This window comes from Rathayibacter sp. PhB186, from assembly GCF_003751825.1.
Lineage (GTDB): Bacteria > Actinomycetota > Actinomycetes > Actinomycetales > Microbacteriaceae > Rathayibacter > Rathayibacter festucae.
The window spans coordinates 1,017,103-1,029,679 of sequence record NZ_RJKO01000001.1 but is presented as its reverse complement, the minus strand read 5'-3'; the positions used below and the strand labels follow the sequence as shown (position 1 = coordinate 1,029,679).

The following is a 12,577-nucleotide window of genomic DNA, read 5'->3' as shown; positions in this document are numbered from 1 at the left end:
TCGGTCAGGCCGCGGCGCGGGCGAGCCCCTCGTCGCCGGATCGCGCTCCGCGATCGGGCCACACGCCGAGCGGGGGCACGCTCTCGACCCGGCGCTCGCCGTCCACGACGACGACGCGGCTCTCGACGCGGTCGTGCCCGCCGGCGGCGGCCACGACGATCATGACGGCCTCGGCGTGGTCGCGGGTCAGGTGGCCGAACGCCGCGCGCAGGTCGACCGGGAGGCCGGTGGCGAGCGACAGCGCGATCCGGGCGACCGCCTCCTCGGAGAGGTCGAGCAGGTGCGCGCCGCGCTCGAGGACCGCCAGGTCGACCGCCGATCCCGCTGCGCTCTCACGGACCCACGGCAGTCCCGGGCGGGCGCAGCCGGTGCGCAGGAGCAGCTCCTGCGCGAGGGCGACGGCGGGGGTCGCGGTGGACGGGACGGCGGGCGCGGCGGTCACGAGGCGGCTCCGGTCGGCGTGGACGGCCCGCGGCTCGCCCGGCGGGCGGCGCGGACCGCCACCGACGTCACGGCCGTGAGGACGCAGATCAGCCCGACCAGCGCCGGCGCGAGCCAGCCGAGCACGCCCGCCCGCTCGACGGTGGGCCCGACGTACGACCACTGCGTGAGGCCGTGGACGAACAGGGCGAAGAAGCCGAGGGCGACGCCGGTCAGCGCGGTGACGAGATCGGCCGGGCGGAGGACCTCGTCGTCCTCGGAGAGGGCGGCGGGAGCGGGAGGCGCAGCAGCGGCCGGGTCGGTGGTCGGCAGCGCGAGGGTGCCGGTGGACGGAGTGGACATGGAACCGATGGAACCAGTCGGCGGCCGTCTCCTGCGTCCTCCGCTGGCATGATGGCGCGCGCCGTTCGGCTCACGTCGCGCGGCGCCGCCCGAGCGAGGACTGGAAGCGCAGGAGGTAGCCGTCGGGATCGGTGACGAGGACCTGGCGGACGCCCGCCTCCTCCTCCCCCACCCGGTACCAGCGAGCCTCGGCAGGGGCGAACAGGGGCACCCCCGCCGCGTCGAGGGCCGCCGCGACGGCGTCGGCGTCGTCGACGCGGATCTGGAGGTTCGCGCCGCGGCCGAGCGGGCGCTCCAGCGGCGCGGTGATCCAGTCGCGGGTGCTGCCGATCCGGTCGAGCATGACGTGGGCACCGCCGCGGACGAGGTACGCGAAGCCCTCCTCCGGTCGCGCGTAGCGGACCGCGAAGCCGCAGGGGCCGCACCAGAACGCGAGGCTGCGCTCGAGGTCCTCGACGAGGAGCTCGGGGACGAGGTCGGGCTCGACGGCGGAGTCGGGCTCGACGGCGGTCACGGCGCCATGCTGCCACGGACCCGCCACGGACCCGCTGCGGAACGGCGGCCGGGCTAGGGTCGACGGCATGGGGGCCGGGAGCACGGATGTCGGGGACGACGGGGATCACGAGCAGGCCGCGCAGGCGACCGGTGAGCGACCGTTCGGAGAGCCGGGGCACGCGGAAGTCCGTGCGACGCACGACGGGCCCCCGCGCTTCCCGCTCAGCCTGGTGGTCGTCGTCCCGGTCGGGATGCTGGTGCTCGGCGGCCTCTTCGGGAGCGTCCTCGCCCTGAGCACTCCGTGGCTGCCGATGGCGCTGACGCGGGCGGGCCTGCCCTATGCGGTGCTCGCGCTGATCGTCGCCGTCGCGCTCCGCCTCAGCGCCGTGCGCGCCGTGCGGGCGGACCGGTCGCAGCCGCTCGACGCGGTGATCGCCTCCGGCCGCAGCCTCGCTCAGCGGGCGACCCGGGCCACCGCTGCGACCCTGCTCGCGATCTGGCTGATCGTCGCCACCGCGTTCGCGCTGCAGACCGAGCCGGGTCTCCTCGTCCTCGCCGGCGGACCCGTGATCATCGGCGCGCTGCTGTCGATCGTCGCGAACGCGCCCCTGCTCTACTCCCCGCGGATCGCCCGCTCGGAGGTCGCCGTGGTGCTCGCGCACGCGGACGGGCGGCGGCGGATCCTCGCGAACTGGATCCTCGCGCCGCTCTCCTGGTTCGCCTACGCGATCCCGGTGCAGGCGCTCGGGCTCTGGAGCGTCTAGCGCGCCTCGGCGGTCTCCGGCGCGGTCCTCGTCCGGCCCGGCAGCAGCAGCAGCCCGGAGACGCCGACGACGATCAGCAGGATCGCCGCGACGGTGACGAAGGCGGACAGCGCGAGCACCGGCATGATGACCGTGAGCAGGCCCGCGATCACCGAGGCGATGCCCGCGGCGATCGGCAGCCACACCGGGCCGGCGACGGTGCGGCCGCTGGTGATGCTCGAGACGCCGTCGAGGATCCAGCCGAGGCCGATCACGAGGCCGAGGATGCTGAGCGACTCGAACGGGTTGGACAGGCAGAGGATGCCGGCGACCAGGATCAGGGCGCCGAGCAGGCCCGCGAGCCAGCGCACCCGGTTCTGCAGGCGCGTGGCGGTGAAGGCCAGCAGGAGCCGGAAGACGCCGGCGGCGATCAGATGGATGCCGAAGACGATCGCGACGGTGAGCAGGGTCGGGCCGGGGATCAGCACCGCGATCACGCCGAGGGCGATGGCGATCAGCGAGACGCCGATGATCCAGCTGCGCTCGACGGCGGTGCGGGAGAGTGCGGGAGAGGGAGTCGCGGCGGCGGCGTTCTCGGCCGTGTTCTCGGGCATGAGGGTCCTCTCGTCGGGGGCTGACCCCTCGAACGCTAGGGCACTTCCGCCCCGTGGCGAGCGGGACACGGGGGCGGTCGCGCTCAGCCCGCGCGCCCGCTACCCTGCGGTGCCGGCGGCCCGGGTCAGTGCCGGCGGCCGGCCCCGGTGCGGCGGGCGGCGCGGTGCCGGCGGATGCTGCGGACCACCAGCAGCAGCACGACCACGCCGATCGCGCCGTAGATGATCGCGTCGAGCACGCCCGCGTACTGGTCGACGAGCTCGTACTGGGTGCCGAGCGCCGCGCCGAGGCCGATCAGCAGGCCGTTCCAGACGCCGGAGCCGAGGATCGTCAGCCCGGAGAACAGCAGCAGGTTCATCCGCTCGGCGCCCGCGGGCAGCGAGATCAGACTCCGGACGCCGGGGATGAGCCGACCGAACAGGACCGCCCAGGTGCCGTGGCGGCGGAACCAGCCGACGGCCTTCTCGAAGTCCTCGCGGTCGACCAGGGGCAGCCTGGACAGCAGGCGGATCGAGCGCTCGGTGCCGATGCGGTAGCCGAGCCAGTACAGGATCAGGCCGCCGAGGTAGGCGCCGAGGGTCGCGGTGATCACGACGAGCACCAGGTTCATCCGCCCCTGCTGGGCCAGGAAGCCCGCCAGCGGCAGCACCAGCTCGCTCGGGATCGGCGGGAAGACCGTCTCGATCAGTGTCAGCAGACCGACCCCGGCCTCGCCCAGTGCCGCGATCACGCGGGCGGCGACGCCGACGAGACCGGAGAGCTCGTCGATGCTGTCGGTGGAGGAGGCCGCCGTCACGGAGGCAGGGGCGAGGGCGAGGGTCGCGATCGTCATGACTGAGAAGCTACTCAGTCCCGGGGCTCCGCACCTGGGAGATCGGGGTCGGCGCCGGACCCCGCGTCAGGGGCTGCCCGTGCCGGGGCGAGACCCGCGTCAGGGGCTGCCGGTGAGGACGACCTGCTCGGAGCCCTGCAGGCGCACCTCGACCGAGGCGATCTCGGCCAGCGGCAGACCGGTCGAGAGGCTCGGCTCCACCGTCGAGCCGGGCGTGCTCGTCCACGAGCCGATCGGCTCCGTGGAGCCGGCCGTGTCGGTCACGTACATCACGTAGCCGACGGACGCCGCACCCCCGGTCGCCGCGCCGCTCTCCTCCCAGCTGCAGTCCATGTCGATCCGCGTGCCCCACGCCTCCGGAACGAAGCGGACCGACGCCTCGACCGGGACGCCGGGCGCCGCGGCGAGCGCCACCGTGTTCTCGACCACCGTGGGCGGGGTGCCGACCACGAGCGGGAGGGCGATCGCGGCAGCCGCGGAGACCCCGGCGGCGGCGAGCACGAGGCCGGCGATGCGGAAGCGGGTGCGGCGGCGGAGCGCGTCGGTCGCCCGGGCGAGGTGCGCGAGCAGGGCGGGCGGGGCGGACTCCTCGACGCGCTGCTCCGTCTCGAGCAGCGCGAGCGCGTCCTCCTGCGGCAGGTGCGCGAGCAGGCCGGGGATCGCGACGAACTCGCCCAGCGCCTCGCGGCAGCCGGGGCAGACCCGCAGGTGCTGCTCGTAGGCGCGGCGGTCGGCGGGCGAGAGCGCGCCGAGGAGGTACGCCGCGTCCCAGTCGCGGAAGGCGTCGTCGCGGGAGGCGTCGTCGCTCTGCTGCTCGGTGCTCACGGTTCGGTCACGCCTTTCTCCTGGAGGGCGAGCTTCAGCGCCCGCATCCCGTAGTGCATCCGCGACTTCACCGTTCCGGGCGCGATGCCCAGCAGCTCGGCGATCTCGCCGACCGTGCGCCCGCCGTAGTAGGCGTGCACGATCACCGCGCGGTGGTCGTGGCTGAGGGTGCTCAGCGCCTCCGAGAGCAGCCAGGCGTCCAGCACCTGGTCGGTGCGGTCGCCGTGCGCGCGCTCGGGCACCTCATCGGTGCCGAACTCGCGGTTGTGCCGGGCGCTGCGGCGGTCGTCGATGACGATGTTGCGGGCGACGGTGTAGAGCCAGGAGCGGGCCGCGGCCTCGCCCTGGGCCAGGATCTCCGGGTGCTTCCAGGCGCGCAGCAGCGCCTCCTGCACCACGTCCTCCGCCAGCTGGCGGTCGCCCGTGAGCCGGAGGACGAACCGCCACAGCGCCGCCGAGTGCTCGTCGTGCAGGGCACGCAGCATCTCGGCCTGATCCTCGGACATCTCCACCTCTCCTCCTTCAACGTAGAGGGGCGGCGTCCGGTTCACCCGCGGCCCCGGTTCGCGCCGGGCGCCGCACTCTGGTACTCCGGAGCGGTGACCTTCCCCGATGCCGCCGACGCCGCCCGCGTCCGCACCTTCCTCCGCGACCAGCGCGCGCGCATCCTCGACGACGTCCGCCACCTCGTGATGATGGAGAGCCCGAGCGACTCCCTCGATGCGCTCGACGAGCTGCACGCGTTCCTCGTGCACTGGGTCGGCGAGCGGCTCGGGCACGCGGGCGAGCTCGAGCACCTCCGCGAGCAGGACTGCCCGAGCGCGTCGAGCTGGACCTTCCCGGGCAGCGCCCCGGGGCGCGGACCGCGCGGGTCCCGCCCGTTCGTGGCGCTGGTGGGGCACTACGACACCGTCTGGCCGCTCGGCACCACCCGCGGCTGGCCGTTCGCGATCGACGGCGACCGCCTCAGCGGCCCGGGCAGCTACGACATGAAGGTCGGCCTCGTGCAGATGGTCTGGCTGGTGCTGGCGCTGCGGCACGCCCGACTCGCGCACCCGGCCGTCCGCCTGGTGATGAACGGCGACGAGGAGGTCGGCAGCCTCACCTCGCGGAGCTTCCTCGAGCACCAGAGCCGCGGGGCGGAGGCGGCGCTCGTCTTCGAGGGGGCGATCGGCACCGCGGTGAAGACGGCGCGCAAGGGCATCGGCAACTTCGTGGTGGACATCGTCGGAGTCGAGGCGCACGCGGGCGTCGAGCCGGAGAAGGGGGCGAGCGCGATCCACGAGCTCGGCGCGCTGATCCCGCGCGTGCTCGGCATCGCCCGGCCCGAGGCGGGGACGACCGTCAACATCGGCGTGGTCAAGGGCGGCAGCCGGGTGAACGTCACGACCGCGAAGGTGCGGCTCGAGCTCGAGGTGCGGATCCGCGGCGCGGCCGAGGCGGCGCGGGTGGAGGCCGAGATGAACGCGCTCGAGGCGTCGGACCCGCGGATCCGGATCGAGGTCCGCGGCTCGTGGCAGCGGCCCGTCTTCGAGCGGACGGCCGCCGTCGGCGCGCTCTACCGCCGGGCCGAGCGGGTGGCGAAGACGATGGACCTGCCGCTGACCGAGACGGCGGTGGGCGGCGCCAGCGACGGCAATCTGATCGCCGCGCTCGGGATCCCCGTGCTCGACGGGCTCGGCGCCCCTGGCGAGGGCGCGCACGCCCGGGGAGAATCGGTGAGCATCGAGGGGATGCTCGAGCGGACCGCGCTCGCGGCGCTGCTGGTGGCGAGCTTCGCCGCGGAGGGAGACTGAGATGGTCCTGTACGAGTCGCGCCCGGTCGGCGTCGTGATCGACGCGCCGGCGGACGAGGTGTACTCCTTCGTCGTCGATCCCTCGAACCTGTCGCTCTGGGCGGCGGGGCTGGCGCAGGCCTCCGTCGAGGAGGTGGACGGCCACTGGTTCGCCGACTCGCCGATGGGCCGGGTCGAGATCGTCTTCGCGCCGCGGAACCCCTACGGCGTGGCGGATCACCGGGTGATCACCGAGGGCGGCCGGGTCTTCGACAACCCGCTCCGGATCCTCGCCAACGGCGACGGCGCGGAGGTCGCCTTCACCGTCCGCCGGTACGACGGGATGACGCTCGAGCAGTGGGACGAGGACTGCGACCGGGTCGCGGCGGACCTCGAGACGCTGCGGGGGCTGCTGGAGCGCGCGGAGGACTGAGCGGGCGCGGCCGCGGGTCTCCTCCCCAGGAGCGGACCTCGCGGAGTCGTCCACCGGTCTTCCGGCCCGCCGCGATCGGGCGCCGATCCTGCACTACATTCGACAGGATCCGGCGTTCGCCCGGGCCTTCCGCGCGACACGAGGGATGTCATGACCTCTCCCGAACCGACCCCCCGCCCCGCCGGCGGCATCGAGCTCAACGGTCTCGACACCATCCAGGAGTCGGAGCGGCACGGCCGCCCCCGCGACCTGTTCTGGCCGTGGTTCGCGGCCAACGTCTCGGTGCTGGGGCTGAGCTACGGCTCGTTCCTGCTCGGCTTCGGCCTGTCCTTCTGGCAGGCGACCGCGGTCGCCGTGATCGGGATCGTCGTCTCCTTCCTCTTCTGCGGCTTCGTCGCGGTCGCCGGCAAGCGCGGCTCGGCCCCGACGATGGTGCTCAGCCGCGCCTCCTTCGGCGTCGACGGCAACCGGCTGATCGCGGTGATCTCCTGGCTCCTCACGGTGGGCTGGGAGACGGTGCTCGCCTCCCTCGCCGTTCTCGCGACGGCGACCGTCTTCGAGGAGTTCGGCTGGGACGGCGGCGTGCTGACCAAGGTCGTCGCGCTGATCGTCGTCGCGGCGCTGATCGTCATCGCCGGGATCGCCGGCTTCCGGCTGATCATGCGGCTCCAGCTCGCGATCACGATCGCGACCGCCGTGCTGACCGTCGTCTACGTCGTGCTCGTGCTCGACCGCATCGACCTCGCCGCCGTCGGCAGCCTGCCCTCGGGCTCGGCCGGAGCCGTGATCGGCGGACTCGTCTTCATGATGACCGGCTTCGGGCTGGGCTGGGTGAACGCGGCGGCCGACTACTCGCGCTACCTCCCGCGCACCGCCGGCACCGCCGGGGTCATCGGCTGGACCACGATCGGCGGCGCCGTCGCGCCCGTCGTGCTCGTGGTGGTCGGCCTGCTGCTCGCCGCCTCCTCGCAGGAGCTCTCCGACGCGATCGGCCTCGACCCGATCGGCGCGCTCGCGAGCATTTTGCCGACCTGGTTCCTGCTCCCCTTCATCGTGGTGGCCCTGCTGGGGCTGATCGGCGGCGCGGTGATGGACATCTACTCCTCGGGTCTCGCGCTGCTCAGCACCGGCCTCAAGGTGTCCCGGCCGGTGGCCGCCGGCATCGACGGCGTGCTGATGGTGCTCGGCGCGATCTACGTCGTCTTCGTCGCGGGCGACTTCCTCGGCCCGTTCCAGGGCTTCCTCATCACCCTCGGCGTGCCGATCGCGGGCTGGCTGGGTGTCTTCCTGGCCGACCTGCTCCTCCGCCGCCGCGACTACGACCAGGACGCGCTCTACAACTCGCGGGGCCGCTACGGCAGCGTCTCGATCGCGCCGGTGCTGCTCGTGGTGATCGGCGCCGTGATCGGCTGGGGCCTCGTCGTCAACTACTCCCCCGGCTTCGAGTGGGAGGGCTACCTGCTCGGCCCGATCGGCGGGCGCGACGGCGAATGGGCCGGGGCGAACCTCGGCGTGCTGGTCGCCCTCGTGATCGGCTTCGCCGGCACGCTCGTCCTCTCGCGCTCCGCGGTGCGGCGCCAGGAGGCCGACGCGTGAGCCTGCTCGTCGCGATCGACCTGCAGCACGTCTTCGCCGACGCGTCCTCGCCGTGGGCGTCGATGGAGTTCGACCGGGCGGCGGAGGGGACGACCCGGCTGCTCCCGCACTTCGGCGAGCGGGTGGTCACCACTCGCTTCGTCGCCCCGGCCGAGCCCCGCGGCGCCTGGGTGCCCTACTACCGGGACTGGCCGTTCGCGCTCGTCCCGGACGAGGATCCGCTCTACGCACTGGTCCCCGGCTTCGAGGGGCACCGCACGATCACCGCGCCGACGTTCGGCAAGTGGGGCCCCGAGCTCGAGGCGCTGCTCGACGACTCCCACTCGATGGTGCTGACCGGGGTCTCGACCGACTGCTGCGTGCTGGCGACGGCGCTCGCCGCGGCCGACGCCGGCGTGCAGGTGCGGATCGTGACCGACGCCTGCGCGGGCGCCTCCGAGGCCGACCACGCCCGCGCGCTCGACGCGATGGCGCTGTTCGGGCCGCTGATCACCCTGACGACCGTCGACGAGGTGCTGGCCGACGTCCGTGCCGGAGTGTGAGCGCGCGGGAGGTCTCGCGACGACGGCCTGCGGACCGGCATGATGGCGGGATGTCCTCCACCGACGTCCGCGACAGCGCGGCGCCCCGCATCCTCGTCATCGGCGAAGCCCTGATCGACATCGTCGAGCGCGACGGCGAGAGCACCGAGCACGTGGGCGGCTCGCCCGCGAACGTCGCGCTCACCCTCGCCCGCCTCGGCCGCGAGGCGACCCTCGTCACCGACATCGCCGACGACGCGCGCGGCCGCCGCATCGCCGAGCACCTGGGTGCCTCCGGCGTCACCGTGCTGCACGGCGACGCCGAGCGCACCTCGACCGCCCGGGCCCGCCTGCAGGAGGACGGCTCCGCCGAGTACGACTTCGATCTCTCCTGGAACCCGCCGGCCGCCGATCCCTCGAGCGCGACCCACGTGCACACCGGCTCGATCGCGGTCTACCTCGAGCCGGGAGGCTCCGCGATCGTCGAGCTGCTCGAGGCACTGCCGGCCGGTGTCACCGCGAGCGTCGACGCGAACATCCGCCCCGCGCTCGTCGGCGAGCACAACGACGCACTGGCCCGCTTCGAGCGCGTCGCCGCGGCCTGCGAGATCGTCAAGCTCAGCGACGAGGACGCGGAGTGGCTCTACCCGACGATGCAGCTCGACGAGGTGCTGACCCGCCTGCTGGAGCTGGGCGCCCGGCTCGCCGTCGTGACCCGCGGCGGCGAGGGCCTGCTGCTCGCCTCCGCCGTCGCCCGGGCCACCGTCCCGGCCGCCCGCATCGTCGTCGCCGACACCATCGGCGCGGGCGACTCGGCGATGGGCGCGATCCTCGACGAGGCGTTCCGCCAGGGTCTCGGCGCCCCGAACGGCCTGCTCCTCGACGAGCCGTCACTGCGCGCGATCGGCCACTGGGCCGCCCGCGTCGCCGGCATCACCACCTCCCGCTCCGGCGCGAACCCCCCGACCCGCGCGGAGCTGTAGGGGGCGCGCCGGGCCGCCGGGCCCGGGCTCACGTCGTCGCACGACACCGCTCCCTGCATCCTCGAACACTTCGGTGCCGGACGAGGCCTTTGGCGTACGATTTCGCCATGTCCCTCCACCGGTTGAGCGAGAGCGCCAAGGCGTCGCGCATCGTGAGACCGTCTGGGACGTCGTCCCAGCGTCGCGCCGCCGCATCCGCTGCGAGCGGGCGCATCGTCGCGCGAGCGGCGGCGTCGGGGCGACTCGCTGTTTCCGAGGGCAGGAACGCGGCGACGGACGCGGCTCGCGGCCGCAGGGCCGAGTAGGTGCCTGCAGGTCGACCGGCGCTCCCTCGCAACGTGTACTCGTACGAGGATCCCGCGCTCGTTCTTCCCGCTGAGGTCGCGCTGGACACGTCCTTCGTGGTGAACGTCCTGGTGACCACCGAGCCCCTTCATGCCGCGAGTCTCGGCTTCATGCTGGATCTGGTGGAGAACAACTCCACGGTCTTCTACAACCGGCTGCTGGAGCTGGAGCTGGCCGAGATCGCGTTCAAGATCGCCGTCAAGGAGCAGCACGGAGCGAAGGCGTGGCCTCGACTTCGCGCCGACGGCCGAGTCCGCCGTCGTGCCGGTCGGCTCTGCAAGGAGCTCTTCGACGCCTGGGGTGACCTGCTGACGACGGTGCCCCATCTCCGCGTCGAGCTCGACGAGGTCGCCGACCTCGTCCTGACGACCATGACCGCCTACGGCTTGGCGTCGTACGACGCCGCTCATGCCGCCACTGCCGCCTACGTCGGCGCGAACGGATTGGTCGCGAACGACGCGGGTTTCGGTCACGTCGATGCAGCGGAACTGGCTCTCTACGTCGATGCCTCCCGCGTGCGGTCGTGTCGGCGCCGCCGCGGCGGTCGTTGAAGCGGTTGAACCGCTTCGCGTCTCGGTGATGAGGCAGAGGACGCGGCGGCGGCCCTCCATGCTGGTCGAGTGGCCTCGCAGGGGCGTATCGAGACCCGCCGTCCTCAGCAGGGCGGGTCTGCAGACTCGTCCTTCTGACGCCGGTGGATCTCGATACGCCCGCTCCGCGGGCTACTCGATCAGCATGCGGGGACGATCAGAAGAAGGTGGCGGCATTCATGCTGGTCGAGTAGCCGCCGCAGGCGGCGTATCGAGACCCGTCCCTGCCGGTCGCGTGGATCTCGATACGCCCGCTGCGCGGGCTACTCGATCAGCATGTGGTCGCCCGCCGCGCGGGCTACTCGATCAGCATGGGCATGCCCGTTCCGCGGACTGCCCGATCAGCATGGCGATCCCCGCTCCGCGGGCTGGGCGATCAGCGGGGGCGGCCGTTGCAGCGGGATCGTCGCCGGGTCGATACTGGGGCCCTCCTCGACAGGAAGGCGCCGTCATGTCCACGAGTCTCAGCCCCTACATCGGCTTCCGCGACAACGCTCGCGAGGCGATGGACTTCTACCACTCGGTCTTCGGCGGGGAGCTGCAGTCCAGCACCTTCGCGGACTTCCACGCGAGCGAGGATCCGGCCGAGCAGGACCTGATCATGCACTCGCAGCTGGTCACGCCGAACGGGCTGATCCTGATGGCGTCCGACACCCCGGGCTCGATGACGTTCGAGGAGGGCGCGCGCATCACGGTCGCGCTCTTCGGCGACGACGACGCCGAGCTCGGCGGCTACTGGGACAGGCTCGCCGCCGGCGGCTCGGTCCAGGAGCCGCTGACCACGTCACCCTGGGGCGACCGCTTCGGGATGCTGACCGACCGCTTCGGCGTGCACTGGATGGTCAACATCTCGGGCGCGTCCGCCTGAGCGTCCCGATCGCCGCCCGCGCGGGCGCAGAATGGAGGGACCGCCCGGTGTCCGGAGCGGTCCCCTCCCTCTGACGAAGGCGGCACTATGACGATCACGCTCGGGTACAAGGCATCGGCGGAGCAGTTCGGGGCGCGCGAGCTCGTGGAGCTGGCCGTCGGCGCCGAGCGGCACGGCTTCGAGAGCGCGGTGGTCTCCGACCACTTCCAGCCCTGGCGCCACACCGGCGGCCACGCGCCGTTCTCGCTCGCCTGGCTCGCCGCGGCCGGCGAGCGCACCTCGACCATCCGGCTCGGCACCTCGGTGATGACGCCTCACTACCGCTACAACCCCGCCGTCATCGCGCAGGCGTTCGGCACGCTCGGCGTGCTCTACCCGGACCGCATCATGCTCGGCGTGGGCACCGGCGAGGCGCTGAACGAGGTCGCGACCGGCTACCAGGGCGCCGGCGAGCAGAGCTGGCCCGACTTCAAGGAGCGCTTCGCCCGGCTGCGCGAGGCCGTGCGCCTCATGCGCGCCCTCTGGGCCGGCGACCGCGTCTCCTTCGACGGCGAGTACTACTCCACCCATGAGGCGTCCATCTACGACAAGCCCGAGAACGGCGTCCCCGTCTACATCGCCGCGGGCGGGCCCGTCGTCGCGAAGTACGCCGGCCGCGCGGGCGACGGCTTCATCTGCACCTCGGGCAAGGGCATGGAGCTCTACACCGAGAAGCTTCTCCCCGCGGTCGAGGAGGGCATCGCGGCGGGCGGACGCGACTCCGCCGCACTCGACCGGATGATCGAGATCAAGCTCTCCTACGATCCCGACCCGGCTCTCGCGCTCGAGAACACGCGCTTCTGGGCGCCGCTCTCGCTGACCCCCGAGCAGAAGCACTCGCTGACCGACCCGGTCGACATGGAGCGCGCCGCGGACGAGCTGCCGATCGAGCAGGTCGCCAAGCGCTGGATCGTCGGCTCGGACCCGGACGAGACGGTCGCCCAGATCAAGCCCTACGTCGACGCGGGCTTCAACCACCTCGTGTTCCACGCGCCGGGCGACGACCAGCAGCGATTCTTCGACGCGTTCGAGCGCGACCTCGCGCCGCGCCTGCGCGCCCTCTGATTCCGTCGCGACCGGCCGGCGCAGTGCCGCCGGCCGTCCGACCCTCCCGTGCCCCGACCCGTCGGCGCC

16 protein-coding genes are annotated in these 12,577 nt (G+C 73.1%); 9 read left to right on the top strand and 7 right to left on the bottom strand.

All coding sequences use genetic code 11. The annotated features are described in order from the left end of the window. Window positions 1–4: 4 nt before the first annotated feature. The 3 genes from EDF45_RS04910 to EDF45_RS04900 form a co-directional block, all read right to left on the bottom strand. On the bottom strand, window positions 5–442 hold the full coding sequence (locus EDF45_RS04910; protein WP_123735157.1) for a hypothetical protein: 438 nt from the start codon (window positions 440–442) through the stop codon (window positions 5–7). Beyond that, window positions 439–783, bottom strand: coding sequence for a hypothetical protein (locus tag EDF45_RS04905; RefSeq protein ID WP_123735156.1), 345 nt, complete (start codon window positions 781–783; stop codon window positions 439–441). Before EDF45_RS04905 ends, EDF45_RS04910 begins: the two co-directional genes overlap by 4 nt. A gap of 70 nt (window positions 784–853) precedes the next feature. Further along, entirely contained in the window at window positions 854–1,297 is a 444-nt protein-coding gene (locus EDF45_RS04900) for a VOC family protein (RefSeq protein WP_123735155.1), read from the bottom strand. Between the two features lie 67 nt (window positions 1,298–1,364). Between EDF45_RS04900 and EDF45_RS04895 the strand changes: the two genes are divergently transcribed. After that, window positions 1,365–2,042, top strand: coding sequence for a hypothetical protein (locus tag EDF45_RS04895; RefSeq protein WP_123735154.1), 678 nt, complete (start codon window positions 1,365–1,367; stop codon window positions 2,040–2,042). Here EDF45_RS04895 and EDF45_RS04890 read toward each other — a convergent pair. The 4 genes from EDF45_RS04890 to EDF45_RS04875 all read right to left on the bottom strand — a co-directional run bounded on the left by EDF45_RS04890 (window position 2,039) and on the right by EDF45_RS04875 (window position 4,799). Beyond that, on the bottom strand, window positions 2,039–2,635 hold the full coding sequence (locus EDF45_RS04890) for an HdeD family acid-resistance protein (RefSeq protein WP_123735153.1): 597 nt from the start codon (window positions 2,633–2,635) through the stop codon (window positions 2,039–2,041). The two genes, EDF45_RS04895 and EDF45_RS04890, sit on opposite strands and share 4 nt — an antisense overlap. Before the next feature lie 125 nt (window positions 2,636–2,760). Continuing rightward, window positions 2,761–3,468 (bottom strand): DedA family protein, encoded by a 708-nt coding sequence (locus tag EDF45_RS04885; protein ID WP_123735152.1) that lies wholly within the window; start codon window positions 3,466–3,468, stop codon window positions 2,761–2,763. Window positions 3,469–3,567: 99 nt separating this feature from the next. After that, window positions 3,568–4,293 carry an anti-sigma factor gene (locus EDF45_RS04880; RefSeq protein WP_123735151.1) on the bottom strand — a complete coding sequence of 242 codons (726 nt, stop codon included), beginning with the start codon at window positions 4,291–4,293 and terminating at the stop codon, window positions 3,568–3,570. Further along, window positions 4,290–4,799, bottom strand: a complete 510-nt coding sequence (locus EDF45_RS04875; protein WP_123702456.1) for a sigma-70 family RNA polymerase sigma factor — start codon at window positions 4,797–4,799, stop codon at window positions 4,290–4,292. The genes EDF45_RS04880 and EDF45_RS04875 overlap by 4 nt, the downstream gene beginning before the upstream one ends. Window positions 4,800–4,892: 93 nt before the next feature. Between EDF45_RS04875 and EDF45_RS04870 the strand changes: the two genes are divergently transcribed. The 8 genes from EDF45_RS04870 to fgd all read left to right on the top strand — a co-directional run bounded on the left by EDF45_RS04870 (window position 4,893) and on the right by fgd (window position 12,508). Then, window positions 4,893–6,089: a M20/M25/M40 family metallo-hydrolase gene (locus tag EDF45_RS04870; protein ID WP_221181082.1), complete on the top strand. Its 1,197-nt coding sequence runs from the start codon at window positions 4,893–4,895 to the stop codon at window positions 6,087–6,089. 1 nt (window position 6,090) lies between these two features. Beyond that, the gene (locus EDF45_RS04865) at window positions 6,091–6,501 is read left to right on the top strand and encodes an SRPBCC family protein (RefSeq protein WP_123445222.1); all 411 of its coding nucleotides are present in this window, start codon (window positions 6,091–6,093) and stop codon (window positions 6,499–6,501) included. Between the two features lie 150 nt (window positions 6,502–6,651). Further along, entirely contained in the window at window positions 6,652–8,097 is a 1,446-nt protein-coding gene (locus tag EDF45_RS04860; RefSeq protein WP_123735150.1) for a cytosine permease, read from the top strand. After that, window positions 8,094–8,639: a cysteine hydrolase family protein gene (locus EDF45_RS04855; RefSeq protein ID WP_260311807.1), complete on the top strand. Its 546-nt coding sequence runs from the start codon at window positions 8,094–8,096 to the stop codon at window positions 8,637–8,639. The genes EDF45_RS04860 and EDF45_RS04855 overlap by 4 nt, the downstream gene beginning before the upstream one ends. 50 nt (window positions 8,640–8,689) lie before the next feature. Further along, the gene (locus EDF45_RS04850) at window positions 8,690–9,601 is read left to right on the top strand and encodes a carbohydrate kinase (RefSeq protein WP_123735148.1); all 912 of its coding nucleotides are present in this window, start codon (window positions 8,690–8,692) and stop codon (window positions 9,599–9,601) included. 305 nt (window positions 9,602–9,906) lie between these two features. Beyond that, window positions 9,907–10,497, top strand: coding sequence for a PIN domain-containing protein (locus EDF45_RS04840; protein ID WP_123735146.1), 591 nt, complete (start codon window positions 9,907–9,909; stop codon window positions 10,495–10,497). 490 nt (window positions 10,498–10,987) lie between these two features. Then, on the top strand, window positions 10,988–11,404 hold the full coding sequence (locus EDF45_RS04835) for a VOC family protein (protein WP_123735145.1): 417 nt from the start codon (window positions 10,988–10,990) through the stop codon (window positions 11,402–11,404). Window positions 11,405–11,491: 87 nt separating this feature from the next. Continuing rightward, on the top strand, window positions 11,492–12,508 hold the full coding sequence (fgd, locus tag EDF45_RS04830) for a glucose-6-phosphate dehydrogenase (coenzyme-F420) (protein ID WP_123445218.1): 1,017 nt from the start codon (window positions 11,492–11,494) through the stop codon (window positions 12,506–12,508). Window positions 12,509–12,577 lie beyond the last annotated feature (69 nt).